Source organism: Thermoactinomyces daqus, from assembly GCF_000763315.1.
In the GTDB taxonomy this organism is placed as follows: Bacteria; Bacillota; Bacilli; order Thermoactinomycetales; family Thermoactinomycetaceae; genus Thermoactinomyces_A; species Thermoactinomyces_A daqus.
The window spans coordinates 1-4,103 of the sequence record NZ_JPST01000058.1; the positions used below are offsets into that span (position 1 = coordinate 1).

The following is a 4,103-nucleotide window of genomic DNA, read 5'->3' on the forward strand; positions in this document are numbered from 1 at the left end:
TAATGCTGCCACCTTTTTGTTTACTGTGGTCGGCTTTTGCTTTCGGACTGTCTCCAAAAAGCTACGGTAATCTTGTAAGTCCTTTGAGCTAATCTCACGAGGGTCAAATTCATCACCTACGGTTTCTTCGTACCAAGAAATGAGATCCTTTAGTGTCGCTTCATAAGACCGTAGGGTTTCCTTCGATCTACCATCTTCCAAAAGCCAGTCTTTGAACTCGTTAATGAACATGGGGATGGATCGCCTCCCGTTGATTTGTATTCTCGGAACAATTTTTCAAGCATCGACCGATTTTAGTGCCATCTCCCCAGTAAATGGAAAATGAACCGATCTAAAACAGAAATCGGTTCATTTCTTTTAGGGGCCACTGTATCATTTCGGGTAAAACGTACGATAAGACACATTTTCGACACAAATCAACCGGAAACCCGTACGCTAAGGGTTAGCCGGTTTTATTTTTTGAACTTATTCATTTTTCGCTGAGCTTTTCAGTAACACGATCTTTTCCCTCAAGGGACGAAGGTTGTTGAAGTCGATCCTTTGTTTAAGATTCCAGACATAGTCACCGGTCAAGGTAATATGTTCCCAACCCAACGGAGAAAGGTGTTGTAGGTACTCTTCTGAAATTTCCATTCCTAGTGATCGGAGTGTGTCCACTGCACGGGATAAGTAGACCGTATTCCATAGGACAATCGCAGCCACGATTAGATGAAGTCCGCTGGCCCGGTAAAGTTGATCTTCATAGGACCGATCGCGCACTTCTCCTAATCGATTGAAGAATACTGCACGTTTAAGGGCGTTTTCTGCTTCCCCTTTGTTTAAGCCGACCTGGACCCGCCGTCGGAGCTCGGGGCTTTGCAACCATTCCATCGTGAATAACGTCTTCTCAATTCGACCGACTTCACGGAGTCCCCAGGCTAATCCATTTTGTCGCGGATAAGCTCCCAGCTTCCGAAGAATTAAGGAAGCGGGTACAGTTCCGCGCTTAATCGACGTTGTAAGACGAAGAATATCATCCCAGTGATCGCGGATCTTCTTTACATTAACTCGGCCACCCAGCAGAGGAGCCAACTCTGGGTATTCTGTCGGCTTCCCGAACGTATACATCCGCTTGTCGCCAAGATCGCGGATACGTGGAGCAAAACGAAATCCTAATAAGGTATATTATATTAGAAGGAAAATACAGAAAGAGAGGAACCGCCTTGAAACGAATTCTTTCAGCCTTTGTCGTTTCTTTACTGTTAATTGGTTGCAATTCGCAAGCAGCTCCGACAAAGCCAACCGCTAATTTTACGAATGTTCAGTTGGTCAAAGACGTTGATGGAGACACTGCCAAAGTCAAATTGAACGGAAAAACTGAAACAGTGCGCTTTTTACTAATAGACACCCCCGAAACCCATCATCCCAAACTTGGTAAACAACCCTTGGGAGAAGAAGCTGCCCAATTCACAAACCAGATGCTGACTCATGCCCAACAGATTAGCCTGGAATTTGATGTTGAGAAACGCGATAAATATGATCGAATTCTTGCCTATGTTTACGCGGACGGTCAAAGTGTGCAGGAAGCCTTATTGAAAGCCGGATTGGCACGCGTCGGCTACATATATGAATCGAAAAAACACCTGTCCGATTACCGAAAAGCGGAGGAGATAGCCAAAGAAAAGCATATTGGAATCTGGCAATGTCCAGAATATGCACAAAAAGACGGCTACCATCCGGACAAATGGTGCAAGTCAACTAATACCTCTGGCCATTCCGTTCCATTGATAACGGTAGGCGAACCACATCCAAATATGCCAGATAAAGACTGTAGTGATTTTAAAACGCAACAAGAAGCACAAGCCTTTTTTGAAAAAGCCGGCCCCAGTGACCCATACAAACTCGATGGCGATCATGACGGTAAGGCATGTGAAAGCCTTCCTCATTAGCGTGAAAAAGTATTATCCTTTGAGCCCGATTCTAAAAGAAGCAGGAAAGAGGCTGTTTAAACCGCCTCTTTCTTAAATTTCTCTATACTTAAAGCCTTCATCATCTGTCGCATATATCTCAAAAGTGCAACCAATTTACCAAAAAACATATTTTTTTGCAACCACCACGGAAACGAAAATAAATTTATTATTTTTCCACAGGTTTTTCACAATTTCCACAAGTAGGGTAGATGGCACCAAATTCGCCGGATGCTACCTCACCCCTAATATATTAGCATATTAATGTAATTCATCCCGGCAACAAATTTTCCATACGATACCATAAAAACTGCATGCATAAGGACTATTCCCGCAAAAATACCAAAAAAACCACGCATTTTTCCTTTCTTCACAAGGCGTAATCCACCAAAAAGAAAGATTGCTGCAACTAAAACATGGAGCAAAAGTATACCGACTGTAACTATTACATCAAGAATCATTGAAAACACGCTCTATCAACCTTTCCGTCATAAAATGTTACATTCATAGCCAAAGATATTCGTTTCTGATCAATAAATCCCTTCAAAAAATGTCTAGCCCACTACTTCATCACGATAAGGCACGATAAACGGCAGCTGAGGACGACGGAGGGAGCAGTGGCGAGAGTAGGAGGACGATAAGATGACGTCTTATCGTATCAAGTTCGAGAAGGTTGATCCACGGCGAAACCATAGAGAATAAGCAGTTTAAAACCATTTTTAGAAAAACTACATGTAGCTACATATGTACGGTCATATATATGGTCATATGTAATCAACATGTATTGAAAATGATTATCAAATGTATATTCATATGTAGTATATTAACAAATTTTCAGTATATAAAAAACTGAGGGGAGTGATCCACCTCAGCTTTTATGAAAAAAATTTTGCTCCTGTCCAGGAGTGAAAAAGTACATAGTTGGAAAAAAGAATTTCCGCCCCATTTCCTCCACTTGCTGGCGTTTTTTTTGAATGTAGGCTGAGTTTTTCACCTCCTCCCAACACTGTTCTATGTTCTGCCTGCGTGTCTCACTGGGAATGATCCAAATGACCACATCGGTGTTCCCGATCGGTCCCATGGTATTGATATATTTGATCATCTTATCCCAGATGTACGTCTGATTTGGATTTTCCAGGGCTTTCGGGCGATTCGGATCTGGCTTGATATTTTCAGTTAAGTTATCGTACTCGATCCAATATGCTTGGTCTTCAATAGCCAGACGTGCATCAGGGAAAACCAAGCTGCTGATTACCTTCGCTTGGTCTTCTTTCGACTTCAATAAATTTAAGTGCGGCTCCCATAAGCCGTAAATGATTTCACTTGTCTCTTGAGTATTAAACCATTGAACCTTTTCCAGCGCATGAGCGCGAGCCAATGCCGTTTTCTTGTCCTCCAGCAAATCATTTTTCAGGCGTCGGTATTCTCGTTCAATCAGGCAATCGAGTGTCCGCACAAGAATATCGTTGATACCATAATAATGCGACTTTTGATTACCTGTAAGGGGAGTATAGTTAATTTTCCTTCCAATAATCCCTTCCACAATGGGTTTACCAGAAGGTCCTAATTCGTACATACGGGGCCCGGTTTTGTAGTGTTCTGGGAAAATCATGCTGGTTCGGCTACGGCGACCGGCTTGATGAGAAAGAATCATTTTACCCTTTTTATTGAGATCTTTTTTGAGCTGAAGGATATAGTCATTTCCAACCCCCATCAAGCGCGCAACTTGATGGGGGGCAATCATACGCCCGAAATAGACACATCCTAAAAGCTCTTCACTTCTTGTCAGGCTCAAGTTTTTTAACACATCATCGATAACTGTCATCTTCATCCTCCTCTTTATTAGCGATCATCCATGGGTCTATTTCACTGTTATTAGATTCTTTCGCTTGTTGATGTTCATCTTTTATCTGATCTGTCGGGGATTGTTGATGATTCTCTCCCCACAACATCGCATTCCTATCCAGGTTCCATAGCTTTTCCCGATATGCATCAATCTGTTTCTGAACCTCTTCAACAGATAAGCAGTCCCTTTGCATCCAGCGAAGTCCAAATTCCTGTAGAGCTTTCTGGAATGCCTCTCTTTCTTCTTTGGCCTGACGCTCTTCTTGAGGGCCATAGTAAGTGGGCTTTCTTGTGGCAGGCTTTCTGTCGGAG

5 protein-coding genes and 1 pseudogene are annotated in these 4,103 nt (G+C 42.7%); 1 reads left to right on the top strand and 5 read right to left on the bottom strand.

All coding sequences use genetic code 11. From position 1 onward, the window contains the following. Together JG50_RS0116575 and JG50_RS0116580 are read right to left on the bottom strand one after the other, a co-directional pair. On the bottom strand, positions 1-231 hold a 231-nt coding region (locus tag JG50_RS0116575), incomplete at its 3' end, for a phage integrase N-terminal SAM-like domain-containing protein (RefSeq protein ID WP_033099956.1). A 234-nt stretch (positions 232-465) separates the two neighbouring features. Then, positions 466-1,158, bottom strand: a pseudogene (locus JG50_RS0116580) (Tn3 family transposase); the annotation flags it as partial. Positions 1,159-1,202: 44 nt separating this feature from the next. Between JG50_RS0116580 and JG50_RS0116585 the strand changes: the two are divergent. After that, positions 1,203-1,928 (top strand): thermonuclease family protein, encoded by a 726-nt coding sequence (locus JG50_RS0116585; protein ID WP_052154433.1) that lies wholly within the window; start codon positions 1,203-1,205, stop codon positions 1,926-1,928. Between the two features lie 263 nt (positions 1,929-2,191). Here the strand turns inward: JG50_RS0116585 and JG50_RS0116590 are convergent, their stop codons facing one another. The 3 genes from JG50_RS0116590 to JG50_RS20345 form a co-directional block, all read right to left on the bottom strand. Continuing rightward, a complete protein-coding gene (locus JG50_RS0116590) occupies positions 2,192-2,416 on the bottom strand; it encodes a hypothetical protein (protein ID WP_033102236.1) in 225 nt (74 codons plus the stop codon). A 398-nt stretch (positions 2,417-2,814) separates the two neighbouring features. Further along, complete coding sequence (locus tag JG50_RS0116595; protein ID WP_033102237.1) at positions 2,815-3,771, bottom strand: hypothetical protein; 957 nt, start codon at positions 3,769-3,771, stop codon at positions 2,815-2,817. Then, positions 3,755-4,103: hypothetical protein (locus JG50_RS20345; RefSeq protein ID WP_033102238.1), on the bottom strand; the 349-nt coding region annotated here is incomplete at its 5' end. The genes JG50_RS20345 and JG50_RS0116595, both read right to left, overlap by 17 nt.